At 67.4% G+C, this 986-nt stretch carries 1 protein-coding gene; it reads right to left on the reverse strand.

From position 1 onward, the window contains the following. Positions 1-25: 25 nt before the first annotated feature. Positions 26-919 (reverse strand): IS982 family transposase, encoded by an 894-nt coding sequence (locus DKL51_RS30915; RefSeq protein ID WP_109942675.1) that lies wholly within the window; start codon positions 917-919, stop codon positions 26-28. Between the last annotated feature and the right edge of the window lie 67 nt (positions 920-986).

The following is a 986-nucleotide window of genomic DNA, read 5'->3' on the forward strand; positions in this document are numbered from 1 at the left end:
CTAGACGAGTAAGTCCTAACCCTGGTCAGTGGTCGTAGGCGATCAGGGACCGGGTGACGGGTTGGCCGGTGGCTCTGTTGTGCCAGATGGCGGCGGTCAGGGCCAGGAGGCGCTGCGCGATGCGGGCGCCGACGCCTTCGATGCTGCGGCCGCCGTGCAGTTCCAGGTCGAGTTGGCCTTTCAACGTGTGGTTGACCGACTCGATGAGCTGCCGGATCGGTTTGAGCAGGTGTTCGTCGGGGCGTGGGGTGCGGTTGCGGTACGACGGTCGTAGCAGCCGCACCCCGCGTTGGTCCAGCCAGCGGTCCAGCTCGGCGGAGACGTAGCCCTTGTCCGCGATGATCAGCAGATGGGGACGGTCGCGGAGCAGGCCCGGGTCGTGTTCGAGCACAGCGGTCAGGACTTGGCGTTCGTCGAGTTTCGGGTTGGCAAGGGCCCAGGTGATCGGCAGTCCGGCTGGTGTGCAGATCAGGTGCAGACGTAAGCCCCAGAACCAGCGGGAGTGGGAGGCGCAGTAGCTGTAGCCGGCCCAGCCGGCCAGCTGGGAGCGCTTGACGGTAGGTCGGGAACGGGCGCACTCGACCGGGGTGGAGTCGACCAGCCACACGCCGTCGGTCCACAGGTCGGTGTCCGCGGCCACCGCCCGGATCGCCTTCTTGAGCAACGGCAGCGCCGCGCGTAGCCGCTTGTTGTAGCCGGACTGGCCCGGCAGGTAGGGGAATGCCCCGGGCAGGTGGCGGGGCACGAACCGTAGCCAGCGGGCCTCGGACCGCACGCCGAGCAGCACCTGCGCCACGGCCAGGGTCAACAGCTCAGCATCGGACAGCTTCGGCGGCCGTCCGACCCGGGCAGGCCGCCCGAGCCAGTCGTCGATCTTCACGTACAGTGCGGTGAGAAGGGTGTTGATGTCTGTCGTCACAAACGGATCATCAACACCCTTCGCTGCGTCCGCAGCCCCGTCCCGAGTTAGGACTTACTCGTCTAGG

This window comes from Micromonospora globispora (assembly GCF_003857015.1).
GTDB classification, from domain to species: Bacteria; Actinomycetota; Actinomycetes; order Mycobacteriales; family Micromonosporaceae; genus Micromonospora; species Micromonospora globispora.